Origin of the sequence: Mesorhizobium sp. M0960 (assembly GCF_040319055.1) — a bacterium.
Classification (GTDB): Bacteria; Pseudomonadota; Alphaproteobacteria; order Rhizobiales; family Rhizobiaceae; genus Mesorhizobium.
Genome location: NZ_JAMYNN010000015.1, coordinates 48,570 through 70,721, shown reverse-complemented (window position 1 = coordinate 70,721; position 22,152 = coordinate 48,570). Strand labels below are relative to the sequence as shown.

Sequence of the window (22,152 nt, the reverse complement as noted above, 5' to 3'; positions counted from 1 at the left end):
GTATATCCAGACATTGTATTGATGGCAGATGTCCAGGCTGAGCCGATGACTGGCTCGCCCGGCTGTCGCACTTAGCCGGATTGCCTGATCGTCGCGTTCGACTTCAGCAGCCGGTTGATGTCCGACGCTTTCGATGGCACGCCGATCAAATAGCCCTGGGCCTCGACGCAGCCCTCCTTTTGCAGGAATTCAAGCTGCGCTTCGGTCTCGACACCCTCGGCGGTGACGGTGATGCCCAGCTGTGCGCCAAGCCCGATGATGGTGCGCACGATCGCCGCGGTATCGCGACTGTCGATGTCACGGGTGAAAGAGCGATCGATCTTGATCTTGTCGACGGGAAAGCGCCTGAGGTAGCCGAGCGAGGAATAGCCGGTGCCGAAATCGTCCAGCGCTATGCGGACACCCAGATCGCGCAGCTGCCTCAGTGTCTTGAGCACCAGATCGCTCTCGTCCATCAGCACCGTTTCGGTGATTTCCAGTTCAAGCCGGTTGGCCGGCACGCCCGAGAACGCCAGCGCCGAGATGACGCTGCGGGCAAAGGTGCCGCTTTTGATCTGCACGGCGGAGACATTGACTGCGATGCGCAAAGGCGCCCAGCCTGCCGCGGTCGTGCAGGCTTTCCGCAGCGCCCATTCTCCAAGCGGCACGATCAGCCCGGTCTCCTCGGCGGCCGGAATGAAGTCGTCCGGACGCACCAGGCCGCGCACTGGCGAACGCCAGCGCATCAAGGCTTCGGCACCGACGATTTCGCCGGAGGCGATGTTCATGATCGGCTGGAAATCCAGCTCGAATTCCCGGCGCGACAGCGCCGCCCTGAGATCGATTTCGAGCGCCCGGCGCGCGCGCACCATCGCATCCATGGCTGGTTCGAAGAAACGGTAGAGGTTGCGCCCTTCGCTCTTTGCCCGATAGAGCGCCATATCGGCGTTTTTCAGCAAAGTGTCGGTGTCCTTGCCGTCATTCGGAAACAGCGCGATGCCAACACTGATGCCGACGCGCATGTCGTGTCGCTTGTCGCGAAACGGCTTTCCGATGATCTCGACGATGCGTTTGGCCAGTTTTTCCGCATCGCCCGGGCTTTTGAGATTGAACTGGATTATGACGAATTCGTCGCCGCCGAAGCGAGCGACAACGTCCGTTTCATTGCGCAGGCACCGTTGCAGCCGTTCGGCCACGCATTTCAGCAGCCAGTCGCCGGAAGGGTGGCCCCAAGTATCGTTGACCGCCTTGAAGTGATCGAGGTCGAGCGAGAATATCGCCAGCGATCCGTCTTTCGTCTCGCTAAGGGCTTGGTCGAGCCGTTCGCGAAGCATCGAGCGATTGGGCAGGTTGGTCAGTGTGTCGTGATGCGCAAGGTGGGTCATGCGCTCTTCCACGCGCCTGCGCTCGGTCACGTCGTCGAATGTCGCGACCCAGCCGCCGCCGCTCATCGGCCGGCGTGCAACCAGCAGCGTTCTGCCATCGGCAAGATGGCGATGCGTTACGTGTGTTTTGCCCGCCCGCAGGCAGGCTTCGATTTGCGAAATTTCGCTGTCGGGGTCGAGCTTTGTGTAAATGCCCAGTTCCAGCAGCCGCTTAAAGGCATCACGGTGGCTCATGCCAAGCGGGAGGTCGGCCGGCCTGACATGGTAAAGTTCCAGAAAACGTTCGTTGCGCACGATCAGCTTGCCGTCCGCGTCGTACATCAAAAGTCCTTGCGACATGTTGGCAAGTGCCGCGTCGAAACGGCGGTGCTGCTCCTTCAACTCCTGCTCGGCGCGCCGTTGCTCGGTGATATCCTCGTAGATCGATACCCAACCGCCCGACGCCAGCGGCCGGTGCGAAATGTTGACGATACGCCCGTCTGCAAGCGTTTCCTCATAGGTGGAAGGTTTTGCCTGGTCGATATAGGGCTTGCGAATGGCATAGAGTTGCTCAGCGCTTTGCGAGGCGATGCCGATGTCCACGCTGTGCTGGAGGATGTCGAAAAACCGGATGCCGGGCCGTACCACTTCGGCGTCGAGGCGAAAGATGCTGATGTAGTTCCTATTGCAGATGATCATCCGTTCATCGGCATCGAACATGCACAGGCCATGCGACATGTTCTCGACCGCTGCCGAAAAACGCTCGTTCTGTTCGCGCAGTTCGTCTTCAATCCGTTGCGGCAGACCAACGCCTTTGACCCGTCGTCGGCGGACGGACGAACCTGCCTTGATACCGGCAACGGGCATGTAGCGCGCCTATGGACCGTGGTTAACCACGGCACTCTTGTCCTTGCCGGTTAATTTACCGTTTTCAGCCGGCTGGAACGGCAGTCTGGCGTCGCGACTTCTCGATCGCCGCAAACCGTTTGACAAAGGCATTCTGCGCCCAGGTCACCGAGCGCGGCGTGACATCGAAGCGCTCGGCATTGAAGCCGCGCGGCCGGCCGAAGAACTCCGTCGCCTCTGCCGTTGAAAAACCCGCAAGCAGCGTCGCTTCGAAATAAGCGGCGATCTGATCCGCTCGCTTGATCTCCTTGCGCAGTCCCGCGTCGAGTTCCGCTGGCAGCGAAAAGCGCAGATGGATGGCGCGCTGCAGCCTGATCTCGCAGTCCCTGTAGCTGCCGCCCATCACGGACTTGAACGGCGAGATCATGTCGCCGATGACATATTCCGGCGCGTCGTGCAGCAGCGCCGCCAACCGCGCATCGGCGTCGGCATCCGGCATCAGCTCGCCGACAAGCGTTTCGACGAGCAGCGAATGCTGGGCGACCGAAAAGGCGTGCTCGCCTCTGGTCTGGCCGTTCCAGCGCGCGACGCGGGCAAGGCCGTGAGCGATATCCGAGATCTCGATGTCGAGCGGCGAGGGGTCGAGGAGATCGAGCCGTCGCCCGGACAGCATGCGCTGCCAGGCGCGCGGCGGCGCCCCGGCGCGATCGGCCGCCATCAGGCCTCCTCCGCGCCGACGGCTTCCTGCGGAAAGCTGAATTTCGCCCAGGGCGGGATGGTGAGCGACACGGCGACATCGTCAGCCAGGATCGGCAGGCCGGCGTCGAACGCTGCCTTGACCCGGTCGATGCGGGCAATGGCGAGGCCTGTCGTGCCGGCGGTCGAGCCAAGCGTGCCGACCGGCCGCCCCTCCACGGTCAACTCTGCGCCCGAGGCGGGCAGGGAGCGTTCGGCCGAGACGATCAACACCCGGCGTCTGGCAGTGCCGCGATGCTGCATGCGCGAGACGACCTCCTGGCCGACATAGCAGCCCTTCTTGAAGCCGACGCCGCCGATCTCGTCGAGCAGCACGTCATGCGGAAACGCATCGCCGAGCTGATAGTCGCTGCCGCTTTCGGCAATGCCATGGGCGATGCGAAAGGCTTGCCATGCGGCAAGGTCGCCTCCTTCTGCGGTGCCATCATAGAAGCGCTTGACGATAGCATCGACGAACCGCGCATCAGCAAACGGTGCCGATTCAAATTGCGAGGCAGTTGAAGCGCTTTCCCATAGGACGGTCACAACCGGGTGATCTAGCTTGGCGATTTGGACTTTGGCGCGCAACTTGTAGAGCGTCAGCCGGCGCATGAAATCGTCAGCGGTCTCGGCACGGCATTCGAGGCGGAAAGCATTTTCGCCGGCGCGCGAGATCAAGAAGTCGAAAAGGATCTTGCCTTGCGGCGTCAGCAGGGCGCCGGGCTTTGCTTCGCTGCTCCCGAGCACGTCGAGGTCGGTAGTCAGGATGTTCTGCAAAAAGTGCGCGGCATCCGGCCCGGACACGGAAACGAGTGCGCGATCTCTGAGCGAGGCAAAGGGCATGGTGGGAAAACGAGCCTGATCTTGCAAAACTGTCGGCCATTACGTAAGCCGCTGGCACTTCCCCCGCAAGAGACCTGATCCGCATGGCCCCCATCTACGATCTCATCCTGACAGGTGGCACCGTGGTCAACCACGACGGCGAGGGTTTTCGCGACGTCGGCATCAATGGTGGGCGCGTCGCTGCCATCGGCGATCTCCGCCAGGCGTCGGCCGGCGAGACAATCGACTGCCGCGGACTGCATATCCTGCCGGGCGTCGTCGATAGCCAGGTGCATTTCCGCGAGCCGGGACTGGAGCACAAGGAAGATTTGGAGACGGGCTCGCGGGCAGCGGTGCTTGGCGGCGTCACCGCCGTCTTCGAGATGCCGAACACCAATCCGCTGACCACCAGCGAGACGACCCTTGCCGACAAGGTGCGGCGTGCCACCGGCCGCATGCATTGCGACTTTGCCTTCTGGGTCGGCGGGACCCGCGACAATGCAAAAGACGCTGGCGATCTCGAGCGGCTGCCGGGTGCGGCCGGCATAAAAGTGTTCATGGGCTCGTCCACCGGCGACCTGCTGGTCGAGGACGACGAAGGCGTTGCCTCGATCCTGAGGAACACACGCCGCCGCGCCGCCTTTCACTCCGAGGACGAGTTCCGGCTGCGCGAGCGGCTCGGCGAGCGCATCGAGGGCGATCCGTCCTCACATCCGGTGTGGCGCGACGAGATCGCCGCATTGCGCTGCACCGAGCGCCTGGTGCGCATCGCGCGCCAGGTCCGTGCCCGGATCCATGTGCTGCACATCTCGACCGCCGAAGAGATAGGCTTCCTCGAACAGCACAAGGATGTCGCGACTTGCGAGGCGACGCCGCATCATCTGACGCTGAGCGCAGATGACTATGCGCAGTTAGGCACGCTGATCCAGATGAACCCGCCGGTGCGCGCCGCGCGCCATCGCGAGGGGGTCTGGCAGGGCATTGCGCAAGGCGTTGTCGATGTCCTCGGCTCCGACCATGCGCCGCACACGCTGGCCGAGAAGGCAAAACCTTATCCGGCGTCGCCGTCAGGCATGACCGGCGTGCAGACTTTGGTGCCGATCATGCTGGATCATGTCAACGCCGGCCGGCTGACGTTGCAGCGCTTTGTCGACCTGACCAGCCATGGCCCACAGCGCATTTTCGGCATCGCCAGGAAAGGCCGTATTGCCGCCGGCTACGATGCCGATCTGACCATCGTCGACCTGAAGCGCCGCGAGATCATCGCCAACGCCCAGCAAGGCTCCAAGGCCGGTTGGACGCCTTATGACGGCAGGCAGGTGACCGGCTGGCCGGTCGGCACTATCGTTCGGGGCCGGCGCGTGATGTGGGAAGGCGAGATTGCCACGCCAGGCCAAGGCAGGGCGGTGGAGTTTTCCGAGGCGTTGGCGGGCTAAGCTCCCTGCCTCAATAAGGGCCAGGCCTGACCACTCAATCCCCAGCGACGAAGAACGTCCATTGCCCGGTCGGCGTGATGCCGACGCGGTAGAAGATGTAGGCGCCGAACTGCTTCATGTTGTCATAGTCGCTGGCAGTGACGATCTTGAATAACTCGACCCGCTGCCTGGCATCGAGCTTGTCCAACGGCAGGGCGAAAAAATACGGCCAGACGTAGAGATCCTGCGGCGTGCCTGCATCGACATGGACATAGCCGGCATTGAGCACCTCTTCCAGGATGGCGAGGATTTCCTGGCCTTCCGTGTCGCCCGAAAGCCCTTTCAGGAAGGCGATCGGGTCGCCCTCCATGTCGCCCAGCGACAATTGGGTCATCATGTCGCCCGTGCCGATCAGCGGCCGCAGTCTTTCGATGTCGCCGCTTTTGCACGCCTCGACGATCAGATCGTGCATGCGCCTGACCGGTTCCGGCAACTTGGCAAGGTCGTAAACGACTTCGGGCACAGGCGCGTCCGGATCGACATGCGGATTGGCCATGCCGCCGTCGTCCGCTGGCCCTTTCGGTTCGGTTTGCCTTGGCTCGTCGGACGGAGTCGGCTGGCTGGCTGCAGGTGGCGTCGTGCCGAGCGGGCCGGGCATCGGCACGGTACTTCCGGGCGGCGACATGTCGCCGTCGGGCGGCGGCGTGACCGGCGAAGGCAGGTCTTCGCGCTTGATCTCGCTGAGGGCGTGAGCGGGACTGCTCGCAAGAAACAGTGCAAGGGGAATCGTGGCGCAGGAGGCGATAAGCCAAATGCTGAGGACCAGGCCGCGCGGCTTGCCTGATATCGAAAAATTCACCGCCTGCTACTCCCTGGTTCCAGGCCCACTCATGTGCCCGGACATGATGTGCCCGGACATGATGTCCGGCGACGCGCCGTCGTCAAAGAACCGGGGTCAGTGCCGCAGCCTTTCGGGCTCGAAGGCCCCGGCAACCACCTTTTCGCGCATGCGATCGAGCAGGGCAAGCGCCGAGGTCTCGCCATTGGTTCGCAGCATCTCGCCGAATGCCGTTTCGAGGGCTGCCTCGGCGATGATTTCCGGCTCGATCCCCGCCGACAATCCTTCCGCCCAGGCTTCGCTGTGGCTTTCCACGGCGGTCAGGCGCTTTTCTTCCCTGACCAGCGCGTCGATGTCGTTGACGCCATGTTCCATTGCGATGTCCACCCTTTCAAGCGGTGATCCGTTGGATAGGGATCAAGCTTGAGTTGTCCCTTTTACACGCAGGCGAAGTAAGTACTTGTAAATGCGACATTTTTTTGGTCGTTTTCTACAAAACCCGTCGCATTAAGCAAACCTGCGTCCGATCCGTTTCAAACTTACCCGATTAGGCCGGCCAAGGGGACGGAAACCTTCAGTTTGAGTTAATTTCACATCTGCGCGCTAACGTTTCGTTAACATAGTTGCAAAAGTGCAACATCAGGTTTGCACCAAGACCTCACCCGAGGCAAGCGGAGAAGTGTCGAACGCGTCCGCCGCCAACAGCGCCGACGCTTGATTCCGCTTTGCCGGAACGGCAGCTGCCGCCGTCAGTTCCCGTAGCGCGAGGCGATGTCGCGAGACAGCGTCTCGCCTTCCTTCATGTAGCGGCTGATGGCTTCCGTCGCCGAGGCGGTGCATTGCGTATAACTGCCGCCGAAGGATCGGTAGCCGCGGTTGAAGCTGGCGATGAAGCGGGCGCGCCGCTCAGGGTTCGGATTTTCTGATGCGATCAGTTTTTCCATCTCGGCCCGCCACCGGTCGCCCTTCTCGCCGCATAGATTGCGCAGGAAATGCAACGAGCCGAGCACTTCCGCCAGCCGCAACAGCCCGGGCTCGAACGGCGCCTCGGCGGCAATGGCAGGACGCAAGCCGACAACCACACTGACGGCGAGGCAGGCGGCGAGAAACGGTGATGTGCGGTTCATGAGCCCTTGTGCTGAAACAATTTGTTGCCTGCAAGGCGATTCTCAAGCTCAGTTCGCGCCGCCCTTGCTGGTGGCCAGCAGGTCGTCGGCGATATCAAACACTGCATCGGCAAGCTGCATCGCTGTCATTTCGGCCAGTGTATAGAAGGCGGCGGTTTCGGCGTCGTCACTGGCCACCGCCTCGCCGCCGGCATAGTTGGCCCCAAACACCGTCAGCCGGTAGTCGACCGGATGCCCGTCGCCGCTGCCGTCGATGTGGATTTCCCGCAGCGGCCGGTAGTTGCGCGCCTGCAATCCGGTCTCTTCCAGCAATTCGCGCCTTGCTGCCTGTTCCAGCGTCTCGCCGGCTTCGACCTTGCCACCGGGAAAGGCATAAAGGCCCTGCGAGGGCGGTCTGGCCCGCTTGACCAGCAGCACCGTGTTCTCGCGCACGACGCAGACCGAGACTGCCGGAATGATCTTACGTGCTTCCATGGGTTCCCGATCGCTCGATTGGCATAGCCCGTTGTGGACCGGCCGTCGGCGAACAGCTTTAGCGGTTGCGAAAGGCAGGTTCCATGGTCACTTTCACATGTCACCCATTCGAGAGCTGAATTCATGTGCGGACGCTTTGCCTTGACCGCCACTCCGGACCAGACCGCCGCCCTTCTCGGTCTGGCGGAGTTGGAGGAGTTTCCGCCCCGCTACAATATCGCGCCGACGCAGCCGGTGCTGATGGCGCTCGCCGGATTGCCGCAGGCGCCGGGCTCGAACCTGCCCGACCGCCGCTCGATGCTGGTGCGCTGGGGCCTGATCCCGGCCTGGGTCAAGGATACGCGTAACTTCCCGCTGCTGTTCAACGCGCGTTCTGAGGGGGCTTCGGAAAAGCCGTCGTTTCGCGCTGCCATGCGCCATCGCCGCGCCCTGGTACCGGCTTCGGGATTCTACGAATGGCACCAAACCGCTGGCAGAAGAGGGCAGCCCTATTGGGTGCGGCCAAAGCATGGAGGGCTTGTCGCCTTCGCCGGGCTGATTGAGACGTATGCCGAGCCGGGTGGCTCGGAAATGGACACCAGCGCCATTCTGACCGCCCACGCCAATGCCGATATTGCCCATATCCACGACCGCATGCCGGTGGTGATCCATCCCGAGGATTTCGCGCGCTGGCTGGATTGCCGCACGCTCGAGCCGCGTGATGTGGCCGATCTGCTGAGACCCACCCGGCCCGATTTCTTCGAAGCGATCCCGGTTTCCGACCTCGTCAACAAGGTCGCCAATACCGGGCCGGAGATTCAGGAGAAGGGCGTCGTCGAGCCTGAGCCCGAGAAGGTCAAGCGCCAGAAGTCCGGCGCGAACGACAGTCAAATGACATTATTTTAGCGAAAGCTACTATTTCCAGGACACCGTGAGCGCCTCAATCTTCACCCGACGGCATTCTCAGGCAGCGCGTGGCGACACGATCTTCTGTGCCGGCTTCTTCTTCTTCGCGGTGTGCAGAAGAGCTGCGACGATTGCTGCCGGGCCGATCGCCCGGTAATGGCTGGCGAGCGCCGGTTGCTTGGCGCGGTTGGATTCTTGCTTAGGCATTATTCTCTTCCCTGGTAACGTCTTCGTGTCTGCGTTTGCTGGCCGAATCCGACCAAATCGTGACGCTTGCTGATCTAGCCGGCGAATGTTTCATGACAGTGCCGATCTGTTTAATAAAATGTTTCAGTGGCTCATTTCCTGTGAGCCAACGATATTTTTGGCGAAGGTAGCGACTTGACGGCAACACCGGGCAAGGCGATAAAGCCGGCCATGAAAACGTCTTTCGCCATTTGCGGCATTTGCATTATCGACTAGCCTCGCGCTGGTCCTGGACGTTTTCGCCTCATCTCCTCCCAGATTGGACAAACGCCCCGGCCAGCAGGCTGGAGCTCGATTTTGCGCCTCGGCGTGACCGACTCCATCCAGAGCACGATCCCAAAAGATCATGCTCAAACAAAGTAACGCACCGGAACGCACGCATGTCTGACGCATCGAAGAGCCTGCGCCTCTACAACACGCTAACGCGGAGCAAGGAGGATTTCTTCCCGATCGATCCGCGCAACGTGCGCATGTATGTCTGCGGCCCGACGGTCTACGACTTCGCCCATATCGGCAATGCGCGGCCGGTGATCGTCTTCGACGTGCTGTTCCGTTTGCTGCGCCATCTCTACGGGCAAGCGCATGTCACTTACGTCCGCAACATCACCGACGTCGACGACAAGATCAACGCTCGCGCGCTGCGCGATTTCGGCGGCGAGATTGCCTTGGGCAAGCTGTCGCTGAACGAAGCGATCAGGCGGGTCACCGAAAAGACCGCCGATCAGTTCCACAAGGACGTGGCGGCGCTCGGTTGCCTGGAACCGACGGTCGAGCCGCGCGCCACCGAGTTCGTCGAGCCTAGGCCCGACGGCAAGGTCGACATGATCCTCTTGATTCAACGCTTGATCGAACGCGGCCATGCCTATGTCGCGGCTGGAGAAGTCCTGTTCGACACCGCTTCCATGCCGGACTACGGACAGTTGTCGAAGCGCAATCTCGACGAGCAGCAGGCAGGCGCCCGCGTCGCCGTCGATGCGCACAAGAAGAACCCGCAGGATTTCGTGCTGTGGAAATTGTCTTCGCCCGAGGAACCGGGCTGGGAGAGTCCGTGGGGCAGGGGTCGGCCGGGCTGGCACATCGAGTGCTCGGCGATGTCGGCCGCCTATCTCGGCGAGGTGTTCGACATCCATGGCGGTGGTCTCGACCTGATCTTTCCACACCACGAGAACGAGATCGCCCAGTCACGTTGCGCCCACGGCACCGAAACGATGGCCAAGGTGTGGATGCACAACGGTTTCCTGCAGGTCGAGGGCCAGAAGATGTCCAAGAGCCTGGGCAATTTCTATTCGATCACCGAACTGCTGGAGACGGAGACTTTTGGCGGCCGCAAATGGCCGGGCGAGGTGCTCAGGCTGGCGATGCTGATGACGCATTATCGCGAGCCGATCGACTTTTCCGTACGCAAGCTGGAAGAGGCGGAGAATACGCTGCGCAAATGGAAGCGAGCGGCCGATCTGGCGCCGCCAACGGCAAAATCGGTGCCGGCGGATGTGATCGAAGTGCTGTCGGATGACCTCGCCACCTATCCCGCATTCCAGTTGCTGACCCAGTTGGCTGGCGATGCTGTTGATTTCGACGCTGGTAGCAGCAACGCAGCCGCCGAAGACAACGATGCTGCCACTTTGCTGAAGGCATCGCTGCTGTTCCTCGGCTTCGACGTCGCAACAGCCAAGGTGGATGAAGACGCCATTGCCAAAGCGATCGCCAAACGCCTCGCGCTGATCGCCGCCAAGAACTGGGCCGAGGCCGACCGCATCCGCGACGAGTTGCTGGCGCAAGGCATCCAGTTGAAGGACGGCAAGGACCCTGTCACCGGCGAACGCATCACCACCTGGGAGGTAAAAAGATGATCGATCATCTCGGCATCACCGTTTTGGATTTCGACGTGTCGAAAGCTTTTTACGACAGGGCGATGGCGCCGCTTGGTGCCTCGCTGCTCTACATGGTGCCGCAGGAATATACCGGCGGCGCCAAGGTCGGCGGCTACGGCCGCGACCGGCCAGTGTTTTGGCTGCATGCCGGCAAGGACAAGCCGAAGGATCATCAACACGTCGCTTTCACGGCGCGCAGCCGTGCCGAGGTCGATGCCTTTCACGCGGCGGCAAGGACAATGGCGGGCCGGGCCTGCGCCCGCACTATCATCCGAACTATTATGGCGCCTTCGTCTTCGATCCCGACGGCAACAATGTCGAGGCGGTCTGCCATGCTCCGGAGTAAAATGCGATGAGCCTTGACAACAGACCGGTGTATACGGGCGGCTGCCAGTGCGGCGCAGTGCGCTTCCGCGTCGAAGGCGCGCTCGGCGATGCCTCCGTCTGCCATTGCCGCATGTGCCAGAAGGCGAGCGGCAATTTTTACCTGCCGCTGGTCTCGGTGCGCGGCGCAGGACTCGACTGGACGCGCGGCGAGCCCAAACGCTTCCGCTCGTCCAATGCGGCGTTGCGCGGTTTCTGCGCCGAATGCGGCACGCCGCTGACCTTCGAAGCGACCGACGGCGTGGCGCTCGCCATCGCCGCATTCGACCACCCCGAGGAGATCGCGCCGACGATCCAATGGGGTGTCGAAGCCAAGCTCCCCTATGTGGATCATGTCCACGAATTGCCCGGTGAGGAAACGATGGCCGACGTCTCGTCTGCCTCCTATCTCGCCGACCTCGTCTCCTACCAACATCCCGACCATGACACCGAACAATGGCCGCCGGAGGAAAGATCATGACCGAAACCGTTCGTACCGGCGGCTGCCAGTGCGGCGCCGTGCGCTTCCGCATCCACGGCGCGCTCGGCCGCCCCTCGATCTGTCATTGCCGCATGTGCCAGAAACAGTTCGGCTCGTTTTTCGGCGCGCTTGTGACAGTGCCGAGCGACGGCGTCGAATGGCTGCGCGAGGAGCCGAGTTACTTTCAGTCGTCGGTCAACATCGATCGCGGCTTCTGCGCCCGCTGCGGCACGCCGCTGACCTACCGCCAGCCCGGCGCGCTCGAGATCGCCATCGGCGCCTTCGACGACCGTTCCGATCTGGCGCCGCAGATCCAGGTCAACTACGCCGCCAGGCTGCCTTGGGTGGAGACGATCTTCGACGCGCCAATCCACGACGATCCGGATTTCTACGCGCGACAGGAGTCAATCATCTCCTTCCAGCATCCCGATCACGAGACGGCCAACTGGCCGCACCAGGGCCTGAAACTATGAGCAGCGAATTCCGCACCCTCTATCCCGAGATCGAGGCTTTCGAGTCCGGCATGCTAGACGTTGGCGATGGCCATCAGGTCTATTGGGAGCGCTCCGGCACCCGCGGTGCCAAGCCGGCGGTATTCCTGCATGGCGGACCGGGCGGCACCATTTCGCCAAAGCACCGGCGGCTGTTCGATCCGACGCTGTACGATGTCATCCTGTTCGACCAGCGTGGCTGTGGAAAATCGACGCCCAATGCCTCGCTCGAAGCCAACACCACCTGGCATCTGGTCGCCGACATAGAGCGGCTGCGCGACATGTGCGGCTTCGACAAATGGCTGGTGTTCGGCGGCTCGTGGGGTTCGACGCTGGCGCTGGCCTATGCCGAGACACACCCCGAGCGGGTCAGCGAACTGGTCGTGCGCGGCATCTACACGCTGACCCGCGCCGAACTCGAATGGTACTACCAGTTCGGCGTCTCGGAGATGTTCCCCGACAAATGGGAGCGGTTTTTGGCGCCCATTCCGGAGGCTGAGCGCGGCGACATGATGGCCGCCTACCGCAAACGGCTGGTCGGTAGCGATCCTGTGGCGCAGGTCGAGGCCGCTCGCGCCTGGAGCCTGTGGGAGGGCGAGACGATCACTTTGCTGCCGGAACCGGAAACCAGCGGTCCCTTCGGCCAGGATGATTATGCCCTGGCCTTCGCCCGCATCGAGAACCACTATTTCGTCCATGCCGGCTGGCTGGAAGAGGGACAGCTGCTGCGTGATGCATGGAAGCTTAAGGATATACCGGGTAGCATCGTTCACGGCCGCTACGACATGCCGTGCCCGGCGCGCTATGCCTGGGCGCTGCACAAGGCGTGGCCGAAAGCGGATTTCCATCTGATCGAAGGTGCCGGCCACGCCTATTCGGAGCCGGGCATCCTCGACAGGCTGATCCGCGCAACGGACGTGTTTGCCGGGAAATGACGATGGCTCGTGAGCGCCTTTATCTGTTCGACACGACGCTGCGCGATGGTCAGCAGACGCCGGGTATCGACTTTTCCGTCGAGGACAAGATCGCCATCGCCAAGCTGCTCGACGAGTTCGGCATCGACTACGTCGAGGGCGGTTACCCTGGCGCCAATCCAACCGACACCGCCTTTTTCGCCGAGCGTCGCACGGCCGATGCCAAGTTCGTCGCCTTCGGCATGACCAAGCGGGCAGGAGTGTCGGCCTCGAACGACCCCGGCCTCACCGCGCTGGTCCAGTCGAAGTCGGATGCCATCTGCTTCGTCGCCAAGAGCTGGGACTACCATGTCCGCGTCGCGCTCGGCTGCACCAATGAGGAGAACCTCGAGGCGATCAAGGCCTCGGTCGAGGCGGCGCTCAGTGCCGGCAAGGAGGCGATGGTCGACTGCGAGCATTTCTTCGATGGCTTCAAGGCCAACCCCGATTATGCGCTGGCCTGCGCCAGGACGGCCTACGATGCCGGCGCGCGCTGGGTGGTTCTATGCGACACCAATGGCGGCACGCAGCCCTCCGAGGTGCGCGCCATCGTCGAAAAGGTGATCGCGGCCGGCATACCGGGCGACCATCTCGGCATCCACGCCCATGACGACACCGGCCAGGCGGTGGCGAATTCGCTTGCCGCCGTGGAGGCCGGCGTGCGCCATATCCAGGGCACGCTGAATGGCATAGGCGAGCGCTGCGGCAACGCCAATCTGATCTCGATCGTGCCGACATTGTCGTTGAAGCCTGCCTTTGCCGGCCGCTTTGCAACGGGCATTTCAGCGGAGGCGTTGACCGGTATATCGCGCTTGTCCCGCGCCTTCGACGAGTTGCTGAACCGTGCGCCGGAAGCGCAGGCCCCCTATGTCGGCGCCTCCGCATTCGCTACCAAGGCCGGCATCCATGCCTCGGCGCTGGCCAAGGAGCCGGCGACCTACGAGCATGTACCGCCAGAGACTGTCGGCAACCGCCGCCGCGTCATGGTTTCGGACCAAGGCGGCAAGGCGAATTTCATGGCCGAGCTGAAACGGCGCGGCATCGACATGCCCCGGGACGACCATCGCCTCGACGCGCTGATCGCCGTGGTCAAGGAGCGTGAGGCGGAGGGCTACGCTTACGAAGGCGCCGACGCCAGCTTCGAGCTTCTGGCGCGCAAGATGCTGCATGGCGTGCCGGAATTCTTCCGCGTCACTTCATTCCGCTGCATGGTCGAGCGCCGCTTCGACGCCAACGGCCAGCTGAAGACGGTCTCGGAGGCGATTGTGAAAGTGCTGGTCGAGGGCGAGGAGAAGATGTCGGTCGCCGAAGGCCATGGCCCGGTCAACGCGCTCGACATTGCGCTGCGCAAGGATCTCGGCAAATTCCAGAGCGAGATCGCCGATCTCGAGCTGGCCGACTTCAAGGTGCGTATCCTCAATGGTGGCACCGAGGCGATTACCCGCGTGCTGATCGAATCGCATGACGGCACCGGTGCGCGCTGGTGGACGGTCGGCGTCTCCGAAAACATCATCGATGCTTCGTTCCAGGCGCTGATGGATTCGATCGTCTACAAGCTGATGAAGAACCGCGACATGGCCGGGCTGATCGCGGCGGAGTGAGGAAATGGGCTTCACGATAAGCTGGGTCGCATTCAATGGTCTGCCACTCGCGAAGGCAGCGCTGGCTTTCGGTCTGGCTCAGAGCGGACAATCGGACGAGGTTTTTGATTTTGACTACAATGGCGTGACGGTTGGTCAAAATTGGTCTGTCGTCATTTTTAACGACGTGAACATGGACCTGGTGGACGAGAAGCGCCTGGCTAACCTTTCGACGGGCAGGGACATTGTCGTCGTTCACAATATCGATACGGTCATGCTGCAATGGGCCGAACAGTGGCGCGACGGGCACGAAGTCTGGAGCATACGACACACCAGCGCAGACGGTGCGCGCAACCTGGAAGCGACAGGAAACCTTCCATCCTGTTTCGAGGAGATCCGCCGCGAGCGCTTCGCAGATCAGGATCGCGAGGACGCAGGTGCTGCCGCCATAGACTTTATCGCCGATATTCCGATCGAGGTGGCAGAATGCGTGACGGGCTTTCGTCACGACACCGTTGGAGCGGAATTCATGGAATTGGTGCCTGCGCCCGGCGAGACCAAATGACTGCGGGCTTCGCGCATTTCAATGAACTGGTGAAAACTCCGGGTTCTTGAACCATCAGCGAGACTCCATTGATCCATCAGAACTTTGCGATGGTCTTGCCGGGGCCGCTGGCGCATAGCCTTGGGCCATGGCTACCCAAGTACTTCAAATCGAGGCCGATACCAAAGCTCGTCGCGGCTTCTTGCTGGCGCTCGGCGCCTACCTGCTTTGGGGGCTGCTGCCCTTCTACATGAAGGCTGTCGCGCATCTGCCGCTGGCCGAAGTCATCGCCCACCGCATCGTCTGGTCGGTGCCGATCGCGGCCGCCGTCCTGGTCTGGGCGGGCCGCACTGCCGATTTCAAAGCGGCCGTTCGTTCGCCGCGCATCATTTCGATGGCGCTGCTGACGGCGGCGCTGATCTCGGTCAACTGGGGCATCTATGTCTGGGCGATCGCGGTCGACCGCACGATCGAGACCGCGCTTGGCTATTACATCAACCCGCTGGTCAGCGTCGTTGTCGGCGCGCTGCTGCTCGGCGAACGGCTCGACCGCCTGCAGATCGCGGCGGTGGTGCTCGCGGCAATCGCCGTCGCGGTGCTAACCATCGACGCTGGCAAGCTGCCCTGGGTGTCGCTGGTGCTGGCCTTTTCCTTTGCCGCCTATGGCTTCTTCCGCAAGACGCTGCCAATTGGTCCAAGCCAGGGCTTCCTGCTCGAAGTGCTGCTACTGTCGGTGCCGGCGCTCGGCTACATCGTCTTCCTGATCGCCACAGGACAGGATCATTTCGTCTCCAGCTCCTTGAACGACACCGCCTTGCTGGTCGGCTGCGGACCGGTCACCGCCGTGCCGCTGCTGTTGTTTGCGTTCGGCGCCAGGCTGCTGCGCCTCTCCACCATCGGCATCATGCAATATATCGCGCCGACAATCGTCTTTTTGATCGCGGTGCTGATTTTCGGCGAACCCTTCGGCAGCGTTCAGGCCATCGCCTTCGGCCTGATCTGGGCGGCGCTGGCGATGTACTCCTGGTCGATGTTTTCTTCGGCGCGCAAGACCGTCGCCGCATCCGCTCGATCCGCGTAACGAAGAAAGGCGGCTGGCGGGCCTAATGCCGGCAGCCGCCTCTTTCACGGTCGCTCAGCGCTTCGGCCCGAAGCCTGGATAGGGCTGCAGCGGCACGACGGCGGCAATGTCCATCATGCCGGCCTTGACCAGCGGCAAGGTTGCGAGATGGCTGCGCACGTCGGCATCGCTGCCGGCCTCGAACATCATGCCGCTGCCGGGAATGTCGCCTCGATTCCACACCTGACGCACGGCGCCTTCGGCATAGAGCGTGCGGCGCTGCTCGGCCTCGCCGGGCAGCAGAGGCGCGAAATCGGCGTCGGTGAACTTTTCGGTGTTGCGCACAAGAAGGGCAAAGAACTGCATCGGAATCTCCTGATGTTGGCCGTTGGAATGGCGAAAATATTCGCTTCGGCTGGCCAGACAGTCCAAGACTGATTAGGCTAAAGTTGAGACCTCACGGGACTTGAGCATCGGAGCAACAATGTTCGACCTGCGCCAGCTCCGCTATTTCATCACGGTGGCCGAAACCGGCAATGTCGGGCGTGCCGCCGAATTGCTCCACATCTCGCAGTCGCCGCTCAGCCGCCAGATCATGCAGCTGGAGCAGCAACTGGGCATCACATTATTCGAGAGGGCGAGGCAGCGTGTTCATCTCAATCCCGAAGGCCGCGCCTTTCTTACCGAGGCGCGTGCGCTGCTGGCCCATGCAAGACGGCTGGAGGAGCTCGGCCGCAATCTCGCCAGCGGTACGGTCGGCCGTCTCGCCATCGGCTATGTCGAAGGTGCGGTCCATGCCGGGCTTGTCGCTCGGATGCTGCGCCAGTTTCGCCGCGACCGGCCCGAATTTCATCTTCAACTGAAGGGCCAGCGTTCCGCCGCGCAGATCGAAGCGCTGCGCGAACGATCGCTCGATCTGGGCCTCGTCTACACGCCTCCTTCTGCCGACGATCCCGACATCGCCGCCTTGCTCATCATGCGCGAGCCTCTGGTTCTGGCGATGCCGGAAAGCGATCCATTGGCCGAAATCGCGGAGATACTGCCGCAGCAACTGGACGGACGCACCTGGATCACGGTGGTGCGCCAGCCTGACGACACCAACCGCAGCCAATTTCTCGCCGCCTGTGCGAAGGCCGGTTTCCTGCCCGACATAGCCTATGAGACGACCGATCCGTTGACGTCGTTGGGCTTGGTCAGCGCCGGGCTTGGGCTGGCGACGGTGCAGGCCAGCCTGCGGAGTGCCGCGCCGCCTCAGATCGTGTTTCGCGATCTGCCGTGGTTCGAACGCACCGTCTCGATCCATCTCGCCTGGCGACGTCAGGACAAGCGGGCGGTCATCGCGGACTTAAGGAAGGCAGTAGGGAAGGAGTTAATGAAGGAGTTAATAGTGAATAGTGAATAGTAAAGTACAACACCTTCCGAACCGGCGCGCGTGTCTATCCCTACTCCCTACTCCCTACTCCCTACTCACTCTACATTTTATCAATCACCGACTGCACGCCCTCCGTCGGTGCATCGACGGAGGATCCCGCCACCATGATGGCGGCTACGATCGCTTCCGGGTCCTCGACCACCAGCGGCTTGACCCGCTGCGCGGTGTGGATGAAGCCTTCCGTTGCCATGTGGTCGAGCAGCGCCAGCATCGGATCCCAGAACCCTCCGACGTTGCCGAAGACGATCGGCTTACGATGATGTCCGAGCTGCGCCCAAGTCATGATCTCGACGATCTCCTCGACGGTGCCGATGCCGCCGGGCAACGCCACAAAGGCGTCGGATTTCTCGAACATCCTGTGTTTGCGCTCGTGCATGTTGTCGGTGATGACGAGCTCGTCGAGCCGGTCAAGCGCGGTTTCGGTCGCCTCCCGGTTGATCAGAAAACGTGGAATTATGCCCGTTACCTTGCCGCCGGCCTTTAATGCCCCTTCAGCGACGGCACCCATGATACCTTTAGTGCCGCCGCCATAAATCAGACGCAGGCCGGACTTGGCGATCGAGCGGCCAAGCAGGTGTCCGGCCTTGATATAGGTTTCATCTCGGCCCGGGGACGAGCCGCAATAGACGCAGACAGATCGAATCGTGTTCATGTTATGATTGGTGATAGGGACTATTGGCATGGTCAAGCCCCGGAGCGGGCTTTTTCTTGTCGGCTTTGGCAAAACAGGCTAGACCGAAATTAGGTGGCTAAGGGGCAGGGAAACATGGCAATTAATCCGTTGAAGGCGTTTTTGTTCGCGGCTGGCGGCTCCGTCGCTGCGGCGGGAACCGCCTATGTATCGGGCGCACTCGACCCGTATCTCAATTCTACCCCGCCTGCGGAAGTCGCGGCGCTGACGCCGCCGGTTTCGAAACCGGTCGCTCCGGCAACCGAGGGGCGGCTGCCGTCTGCGCCCGCCGCGTCCACCGATGCGGCGACGCCCGCCGCGCCGGCCGCTGCAGGTGCGATCGTGCCGACCTTCGACATCGTGCGCGTCGAAAGCAACGGCTCGATCGTCGTCGCCGGCAATGCAGCGCCCAACGCCAAGGTCGAGATTCTCAACGGTTCGACTGTGCTCGGCTCGACGGTCGCCGGTCCCGACGGCGCCTTTGCCATTATTCTCGACGATCCGCTGAAGCCCGGCGACTATACGATCACGCTTCGCTCTACGGCCGACAATGTCGTGACCGCCTCGGCGCAGACCGCCGTCGTTTCGATTCCCCAGAATTCCACCGGTCAAGTGCTGGCAATGGTCGAGGAGCCGGGAAAGCCGTCCGAACTGCTCACTGTTCCTGCCCCTGAGGCAAAATCTGACGCCTCGCCGCCAACCGGCGAACAGGCGGCCGTTCAGCCACCCGCCACCGGCACCGAATTGCCGGCTGCCGCAGCGCCGGCCGCCCCGGCGGCTGATGTTCCAGCAGCGCCTGCTTCTGCCGCGCCGGCCGCTGTTGAAGCCGCACCGGCTCCGGCAGCGCCCGCCACACCGGCAGCGCCTGCTACTTCCACGGCGGAGCCCAAGGTCGTCGTCGAAGCCGTCGAAATCGACGGCAACAAGATTTTCGTTGCCGGGGTCGCCGATCCCGGCCGCAAGGTGCGCGCCTATGCCAATGATATCCTGCTCGGCGACGCGAAGACCTCGCCCGACCGCCACTTCCTGGTCGAAGCGACACGCGACGTCCCGGTCGGCACCTACACCATCCATGTCGACGCGCTCGACGCCGACGGGGTGACGGTGGTGGCTCGTGCCGCCGTGCCGTTCGAACGCGAGCCGGGCGAGGCGGTTGCCGCCGTCGCACCCGCCGAGCCAAAGCCTGCCGAGGTAAAACCAGCCGAGCCGAACGCTCCGGCCACCGAAGCCGCACCGGCGACAGCCGCCGAAACGCCCGCAACTGCCCCCATTCCTGCCACCGAGGCCCCGGCCGAAATGGCCGTCGCGACGCCTCCGGGCGAAGCTCCCGAGACCGTGGGCCCCAAGCTCGAACATGCCAATGGCGCAGTCATCATCCGCCGCCACGACACGCTGTGGCGGATTTCGCGGCGGGTCTATGGCCAGGGCATGCGCTACTCGACCATCTATCTCGCCAACCAGGACCAGATCAGCAATCCGAACCGCATCTGGCCGGGGCAGGTGTTCAAGGTGCCGGAGAAATCGAAAGAAGGCGAGCCCGCCGATCTCAAGGCAATGGGCGACCAGATGACGACGGCGCCAGTCAAGACTGAGTAGCCGTTCTGCCCATCAGGATAGCTTGCGGCAGGGCCAGTCATCGTTTATCGCCGATGGACGATGACCAAATCCTCTCTCGTAACGGACCGACGCCGCGCGGCAGATGAACACGCGCCGGCCAACTGCACGCCGGCCAACTGTACGCCGGATAGCCGCTCCGTCGCTGTCCGGCTCGCGGCCCTTTCGCATCCGGCGCGGATCGAAATTCTCAAACACCTTTCCGCAAGCCGTTCCTGCTGCTGTCGCGAGGTCGTCGAGCATCTCGACCTGGCGCAGTCCACCGTTTCCCAGCATTTGAAGATTCTGGTCGAAGCCGGGCTTATCCGCTTCGAGCCTGACCGCCAGCGCTCGCGCTATGAGCTCGACCGTGCTGCGCTCGCCGATGTTTCCGCGTCGCTGGCCGCGCTGGTCGATTCCTGCTGCTCCGGCCGCTAAGATATAAAAAGGTAAACAAGAATGGCCGAGAAAACCGTTTCCGCCGATTCCGGCTCGACCTTCAGAACGTTGCGCAATCTCTGGCCCTATATGTGGCCGGCCGACCGCGCCGACCTGAGGGCGCGGGTGGTGTGGGCAACCGTGCTGCTGGTTGCCGCCAAGCTGACCCTGGTGGCCGGACCCTATTTCTTCAAATGGGCGACCGACGCACTGGCCGGCGACGCCAAATCTCCGCCGCCGCTGCCGGCCTTCCTGCTAGCGCCGGTCATGCTGGTCGTCGCCTACAATGCCGTGCGGCTGGTGCAGCTCGGCTTCAACCAGTTGCGCGACGCCCTGTTTGCACGGGTCGGCCAGCATGCCGTGCGCCGGCTCGCCTTCCGCACCTTCGTACACATGCATGAATTGTCACTGCGCTTCCACCTCGAACGGCGCACCGGCGGCCTGTCGCGTGTCATCGAGCGCGGCACCAAGGGCATCGAGACGATCGTCCGCTTCACCATGCTGGCGACGGCGCCGACGATTGTCGAATTCGCGCTCACCGCCGGCATCTTCGCCGTCACCTATGGCTGGCTTTACGTGCTGGTGATCGCGGTCACGGTCTGGCTCTATGTCTGGTTCACCGTCAGGGCGAGCGATTGGCGTATTTCGATCCGCCGAGAGATGAACGACAGCGATAATGAAGCCAGCACGAAGGCGATCGATTCGCTGCTTAACTACGAAACAGTCAAATATTTCAACAACGAAGCCATGGAGGCCGAGCGCTTCGACCGTTCCACGGCGCGCTATGAGGTGGCGGCGACCAGGACCTGGACCTCGCTTGGCTGGCTGAACTTCGGCCAAGGCGTGATCTTCGGCATCGGCATGACCGTCGTCATGGTGCTGTCGGCGCTCGAGGTGAAGGCAGGCACGCAGAGCGTCGGCGATTTCGTCTTCGTCAACGCCATGCTCATGCAGCTTTCGGTGCCGCTGAATTTCATCGGCATGATCTACCGCGAAATTCGCCAGGGCCTGACCGACATCGAAAACATGTTCGATCTGCTCGACGTCAAGCGCGAGATCGTCGATCGGGCGGGCGCCAAGCCACTGGTCGTCGATGCCGGTAAGGTCGAGTTTCGTGACGTGCATTTTTCCTACGACCCCAACCGCAAGATACTGAAGGGCATCAGCTTCGAGGTGCCGGCCGGCAAGACGGTGGCCATCGTCGGCCCCTCCGGAGCCGGAAAGTCGACCATTTCGCGGCTTTTGTTTCGTTTCTACGACATTCAGCGTGGCACGATTTTGATCGACGGCCAGGACATTCGCGACGTCAAGCAGGAGAGCTTGCGCGCCGCCATCGGCATGGTGCCGCAGGACACGGTGCTGTTTAACGACACCATCGCCTACAACATCCGCTACGGCCGCATCGGCGCCAGCGAGGAGGATGTGCGCAAGGCGGCAGAACTGGCCCAGATCGGACCGTTCATCGAGCGGCTGCCCGACGGCTATCGCTCAATGGTGGGCGAGCGCGGGCTGAAACTGTCCGGCGGCGAGAAGCAGCGGGTGGCGATTGCCCGCACCATCTTGAAGGCACCGCCGATCCTGATGCTCGACGAGGCGACCTCGGCGCTGGACAGCCACACCGAGCAGGAGATCCAGGCGGCACTGGACCTGGTCAGCCAGGGCCGCACCACCCTCGTCATCGCCCATCGACTGTCTACAGTGATTTCGGCCGACGAGATCATCGTCCTGCAGGACGGCCAGATCGCCGAGCGCGGCACCCATGCCGCCTTGATGGCCAAGCGCGGCCTATATGCATCGATGTGGGACCGGCAGCGCGAGGCAAGCGAGGCCGAGGAGCGGCTGCGCATTGCCCGCGAAAGCGACGAGTTCGGCGTCGTCGTCCGCCGCCGCACCTCGGAGGTGAGCTGAAATTCGTGCTTGACCTCAACTTAAGTTGAGATCGTAG

At 62.5% G+C, this 22,152-nt stretch carries 23 protein-coding genes and 1 pseudogene; 14 read left to right on the top strand and 10 right to left on the bottom strand.

Annotated elements, in window-relative coordinates; translation table 11 throughout:
- Window positions 1–71 precede the first annotated feature (71 nt).
- From NKH63_RS23420 to ygfZ, 3 genes are all read right to left on the bottom strand, one after another.
- Window positions 72–2,210 carry a putative bifunctional diguanylate cyclase/phosphodiesterase gene (locus NKH63_RS23420; protein ID WP_352481847.1) on the bottom strand — a complete coding sequence of 713 codons (2,139 nt, stop codon included), beginning with the start codon at window positions 2,208–2,210 and terminating at the stop codon, window positions 72–74.
- Between the two features lie 64 nt (window positions 2,211–2,274).
- Window positions 2,275–2,907: a YfbR-like 5'-deoxynucleotidase gene (locus tag NKH63_RS23415; RefSeq protein ID WP_352481846.1), complete on the bottom strand. Its 633-nt coding sequence runs from the start codon at window positions 2,905–2,907 to the stop codon at window positions 2,275–2,277.
- Window positions 2,907–3,767, bottom strand: a complete 861-nt coding sequence (gene ygfZ / locus NKH63_RS23410) for a CAF17-like 4Fe-4S cluster assembly/insertion protein YgfZ (protein WP_352481845.1) — start codon at window positions 3,765–3,767, stop codon at window positions 2,907–2,909. Before ygfZ ends, NKH63_RS23415 begins: the two co-directional genes overlap by 1 nt.
- A gap of 83 nt (window positions 3,768–3,850) precedes the next feature.
- On the opposite strand from ygfZ, the gene NKH63_RS23405 reads away from it, so the two are divergent.
- Entirely contained in the window at window positions 3,851–5,182 is a 1,332-nt protein-coding gene (locus tag NKH63_RS23405; protein ID WP_023719868.1) for a dihydroorotase, read from the top strand.
- A 34-nt stretch (window positions 5,183–5,216) separates the two neighbouring features.
- On the opposite strand, the gene NKH63_RS23400 is transcribed toward NKH63_RS23405, so the two are convergent.
- From NKH63_RS23400 to NKH63_RS23385, 4 genes are all read right to left on the bottom strand, one after another.
- Window positions 5,217–6,020, bottom strand: a complete 804-nt coding sequence (locus NKH63_RS23400; protein ID WP_023719867.1) for a hypothetical protein — start codon at window positions 6,018–6,020, stop codon at window positions 5,217–5,219.
- A 96-nt stretch (window positions 6,021–6,116) separates the two neighbouring features.
- A complete protein-coding gene (locus NKH63_RS23395; protein WP_023719866.1) occupies window positions 6,117–6,374 on the bottom strand; it encodes a hypothetical protein in 258 nt (85 codons plus the stop codon).
- Window positions 6,375–6,748: 374 nt separating this feature from the next.
- Window positions 6,749–7,126, bottom strand: coding sequence for a TIGR02301 family protein (locus NKH63_RS23390; protein ID WP_023719865.1), 378 nt, complete (start codon window positions 7,124–7,126; stop codon window positions 6,749–6,751).
- Between the two features lie 48 nt (window positions 7,127–7,174).
- A complete protein-coding gene (locus NKH63_RS23385; protein ID WP_352481843.1) occupies window positions 7,175–7,600 on the bottom strand; it encodes an NUDIX hydrolase in 426 nt (141 codons plus the stop codon).
- A 123-nt stretch (window positions 7,601–7,723) separates the two neighbouring features.
- Between NKH63_RS23385 and NKH63_RS23380 the strand changes: the two genes are divergently transcribed.
- Window positions 7,724–8,485 carry an SOS response-associated peptidase gene (locus tag NKH63_RS23380; RefSeq protein WP_023719863.1) on the top strand — a complete coding sequence of 254 codons (762 nt, stop codon included), beginning with the start codon at window positions 7,724–7,726 and terminating at the stop codon, window positions 8,483–8,485.
- A 57-nt stretch (window positions 8,486–8,542) separates the two neighbouring features.
- Here the strand turns inward: NKH63_RS23380 and NKH63_RS23375 are convergent, their stop codons facing one another.
- Window positions 8,543–8,692 (bottom strand): hypothetical protein, encoded by a 150-nt coding sequence (locus NKH63_RS23375; protein ID WP_023677745.1) that lies wholly within the window; start codon window positions 8,690–8,692, stop codon window positions 8,543–8,545.
- A gap of 419 nt (window positions 8,693–9,111) precedes the next feature.
- Between NKH63_RS23375 and cysS the strand changes: the two genes are divergently transcribed.
- From cysS to rarD, 8 genes and pseudogenes are all read left to right on the top strand, one after another.
- Entirely contained in the window at window positions 9,112–10,581 is a 1,470-nt protein-coding gene (gene cysS / locus NKH63_RS23370; RefSeq protein WP_023719862.1) for a cysteine--tRNA ligase, read from the top strand.
- Window positions 10,578–10,948: pseudogene (locus NKH63_RS23365) on the top strand (VOC family protein). Before cysS ends, NKH63_RS23365 begins: the two are co-directional and overlap by 4 nt.
- 6 nt (window positions 10,949–10,954) lie before the next feature.
- A complete protein-coding gene (locus NKH63_RS23360; protein WP_023719861.1) occupies window positions 10,955–11,446 on the top strand; it encodes a GFA family protein in 492 nt (163 codons plus the stop codon).
- On the top strand, window positions 11,443–11,919 hold the full coding sequence (locus NKH63_RS23355) for a GFA family protein (protein WP_023719860.1): 477 nt from the start codon (window positions 11,443–11,445) through the stop codon (window positions 11,917–11,919). Before NKH63_RS23360 ends, NKH63_RS23355 begins: the two co-directional genes overlap by 4 nt.
- The gene (gene pip, locus NKH63_RS23350) at window positions 11,916–12,872 is read left to right on the top strand and encodes a prolyl aminopeptidase (RefSeq protein WP_023719859.1); all 957 of its coding nucleotides are present in this window, start codon (window positions 11,916–11,918) and stop codon (window positions 12,870–12,872) included. Before NKH63_RS23355 ends, pip begins: the two co-directional genes overlap by 4 nt.
- Window positions 12,869–14,491 (top strand): citramalate synthase, encoded by a 1,623-nt coding sequence (gene cimA, locus NKH63_RS23345; RefSeq protein ID WP_198030508.1) that lies wholly within the window; start codon window positions 12,869–12,871, stop codon window positions 14,489–14,491. Before pip ends, cimA begins: the two co-directional genes overlap by 4 nt.
- 4 nt (window positions 14,492–14,495) lie before the next feature.
- Window positions 14,496–15,035 (top strand): hypothetical protein, encoded by a 540-nt coding sequence (locus NKH63_RS23340; protein WP_051409686.1) that lies wholly within the window; start codon window positions 14,496–14,498, stop codon window positions 15,033–15,035.
- Window positions 15,036–15,162: 127 nt separating this feature from the next.
- On the top strand, window positions 15,163–16,095 hold the full coding sequence (rarD, locus tag NKH63_RS23335; protein ID WP_352481840.1) for an EamA family transporter RarD: 933 nt from the start codon (window positions 15,163–15,165) through the stop codon (window positions 16,093–16,095).
- Window positions 16,096–16,149: 54 nt separating this feature from the next.
- On the opposite strand, the gene NKH63_RS23330 is transcribed toward rarD, so the two are convergent.
- Window positions 16,150–16,440: a muconolactone Delta-isomerase family protein gene (locus tag NKH63_RS23330; protein WP_023719855.1), complete on the bottom strand. Its 291-nt coding sequence runs from the start codon at window positions 16,438–16,440 to the stop codon at window positions 16,150–16,152.
- 118 nt (window positions 16,441–16,558) lie between these two features.
- On the opposite strand from NKH63_RS23330, the gene NKH63_RS23325 reads away from it, so the two are divergent.
- A complete protein-coding gene (locus NKH63_RS23325; RefSeq protein WP_352481839.1) occupies window positions 16,559–17,476 on the top strand; it encodes a LysR family transcriptional regulator in 918 nt (305 codons plus the stop codon).
- 70 nt (window positions 17,477–17,546) lie between these two features.
- Here NKH63_RS23325 and NKH63_RS23320 read toward each other — a convergent pair whose 3' ends face one another.
- Window positions 17,547–18,158, bottom strand: a complete 612-nt coding sequence (locus tag NKH63_RS23320; RefSeq protein ID WP_023719853.1) for an LOG family protein — start codon at window positions 18,156–18,158, stop codon at window positions 17,547–17,549.
- Window positions 18,159–18,272: 114 nt separating this feature from the next.
- Between NKH63_RS23320 and NKH63_RS23315 the strand changes: the two genes are divergently transcribed.
- Genes NKH63_RS23315 through NKH63_RS23305 form a run of 3 tightly spaced genes read left to right on the top strand, consistent with a single transcriptional unit; the run spans window position 18,273 to window position 22,115 of the window.
- Entirely contained in the window at window positions 18,273–19,772 is a 1,500-nt protein-coding gene (locus NKH63_RS23315) for a LysM peptidoglycan-binding domain-containing protein (protein ID WP_023719852.1), read from the top strand.
- 60 nt (window positions 19,773–19,832) lie between these two features.
- On the top strand, window positions 19,833–20,207 hold the full coding sequence (locus NKH63_RS23310) for an ArsR/SmtB family transcription factor (RefSeq protein ID WP_352481836.1): 375 nt from the start codon (window positions 19,833–19,835) through the stop codon (window positions 20,205–20,207).
- Window positions 20,208–20,228: 21 nt separating this feature from the next.
- Window positions 20,229–22,115: an ABCB family ABC transporter ATP-binding protein/permease gene (locus NKH63_RS23305; protein WP_023719850.1), complete on the top strand. Its 1,887-nt coding sequence runs from the start codon at window positions 20,229–20,231 to the stop codon at window positions 22,113–22,115.
- The last annotated feature ends 37 nt before the right edge of the window (window positions 22,116–22,152 follow it).

Coding starts and splice junctions, on each gene's coding strand:
- NKH63_RS23420 (WP_352481847.1), bottom strand. CDS start 2,210: ATGCCCGTTGCCGGTATCAAGGCAGGTTCGTCCGTCCGCCGACGACGG.
- NKH63_RS23415 (WP_352481846.1), bottom strand. CDS start 2,907: ATGGCGGCCGATCGCGCCGGGGCGCCGCCGCGCGCCTGGCAGCGCATG.
- ygfZ (WP_352481845.1), bottom strand. CDS start 3,767: ATGCCCTTTGCCTCGCTCAGAGATCGCGCACTCGTTTCCGTGTCCGGG.
- NKH63_RS23405 (WP_023719868.1), top strand. CDS start 3,851: ATGGCCCCCATCTACGATCTCATCCTGACAGGTGGCACCGTGGTCAAC.
- NKH63_RS23395 (WP_023719866.1), bottom strand. CDS start 6,374: ATGGAACATGGCGTCAACGACATCGACGCGCTGGTCAGGGAAGAAAAG.
- NKH63_RS23390 (WP_023719865.1), bottom strand. CDS start 7,126: ATGAACCGCACATCACCGTTTCTCGCCGCCTGCCTCGCCGTCAGTGTG.
- NKH63_RS23385 (WP_352481843.1), bottom strand. CDS start 7,600: ATGGAAGCACGTAAGATCATTCCGGCAGTCTCGGTCTGCGTCGTGCGC.
- NKH63_RS23380 (WP_023719863.1), top strand. CDS start 7,724: ATGTGCGGACGCTTTGCCTTGACCGCCACTCCGGACCAGACCGCCGCC.
- NKH63_RS23375 (WP_023677745.1), bottom strand. CDS start 8,692: ATGCCTAAGCAAGAATCCAACCGCGCCAAGCAACCGGCGCTCGCCAGC.
- cysS (WP_023719862.1), top strand. CDS start 9,112: ATGTCTGACGCATCGAAGAGCCTGCGCCTCTACAACACGCTAACGCGG.
- NKH63_RS23360 (WP_023719861.1), top strand. CDS start 10,955: ATGAGCCTTGACAACAGACCGGTGTATACGGGCGGCTGCCAGTGCGGC.
- NKH63_RS23355 (WP_023719860.1), top strand. CDS start 11,443: ATGACCGAAACCGTTCGTACCGGCGGCTGCCAGTGCGGCGCCGTGCGC.
- pip (WP_023719859.1), top strand. CDS start 11,916: ATGAGCAGCGAATTCCGCACCCTCTATCCCGAGATCGAGGCTTTCGAG.
- cimA (WP_198030508.1), top strand. CDS start 12,869: ATGACGATGGCTCGTGAGCGCCTTTATCTGTTCGACACGACGCTGCGC.
- NKH63_RS23340 (WP_051409686.1), top strand. CDS start 14,496: ATGGGCTTCACGATAAGCTGGGTCGCATTCAATGGTCTGCCACTCGCG.
- rarD (WP_352481840.1), top strand. CDS start 15,163: ATGGCTACCCAAGTACTTCAAATCGAGGCCGATACCAAAGCTCGTCGC.
- NKH63_RS23330 (WP_023719855.1), bottom strand. CDS start 16,440: ATGCAGTTCTTTGCCCTTCTTGTGCGCAACACCGAAAAGTTCACCGAC.
- NKH63_RS23325 (WP_352481839.1), top strand. CDS start 16,559: ATGTTCGACCTGCGCCAGCTCCGCTATTTCATCACGGTGGCCGAAACC.
- NKH63_RS23320 (WP_023719853.1), bottom strand. CDS start 18,158: ATGAACACGATTCGATCTGTCTGCGTCTATTGCGGCTCGTCCCCGGGC.
- NKH63_RS23315 (WP_023719852.1), top strand. CDS start 18,273: ATGGCAATTAATCCGTTGAAGGCGTTTTTGTTCGCGGCTGGCGGCTCC.
- NKH63_RS23310 (WP_352481836.1), top strand. CDS start 19,833: ATGACCAAATCCTCTCTCGTAACGGACCGACGCCGCGCGGCAGATGAA.
- NKH63_RS23305 (WP_023719850.1), top strand. CDS start 20,229: ATGGCCGAGAAAACCGTTTCCGCCGATTCCGGCTCGACCTTCAGAACG.